Genomic DNA, 279 nt, shown 5'->3' with positions numbered 1-279 from the left:
TTTCCATTGGAATAACAATACGCCCCATGCTATCTGCTCTACGAGTACTCCCTCTTGTTTTCATAAAATGCCACCCTTTATTTTTATCTAATATTACGGTACTTATTTTAGCAATAAACAACAATTAGGAATAGTTCGTATTACAGCACTTTTTTTAGGAATAAATACCAATTAGGAATAACTTATGTTAGAATTATTTCTTGTTTATTCTTGTTTTTTAATATATTTATCCTTGATCATTTTTATATATTGTTTTCTTTCTGTTAATTCAAATATAAA

At 26.2% G+C, this 279-nt stretch carries 1 pseudogene; it reads right to left on the bottom strand.

Annotated elements, in window-relative coordinates:
- Positions 1–204 precede the first annotated feature (204 nt).
- Positions 205–279: pseudogene (locus MR170_RS31545) on the bottom strand (XRE family transcriptional regulator); the annotation flags it as partial.

The organism is Bacillus cereus group sp. BfR-BA-01524 (genome assembly GCF_022662595.1).
In the GTDB taxonomy this organism is placed as follows: domain Bacteria; phylum Bacillota; class Bacilli; order Bacillales; family Bacillaceae_G; genus Bacillus_A; species Bacillus_A thuringiensis_S.
The sequence above is the reverse complement of the archived record's forward strand: the minus strand, read 5'-3'. Positions and strand labels throughout refer to the sequence as shown.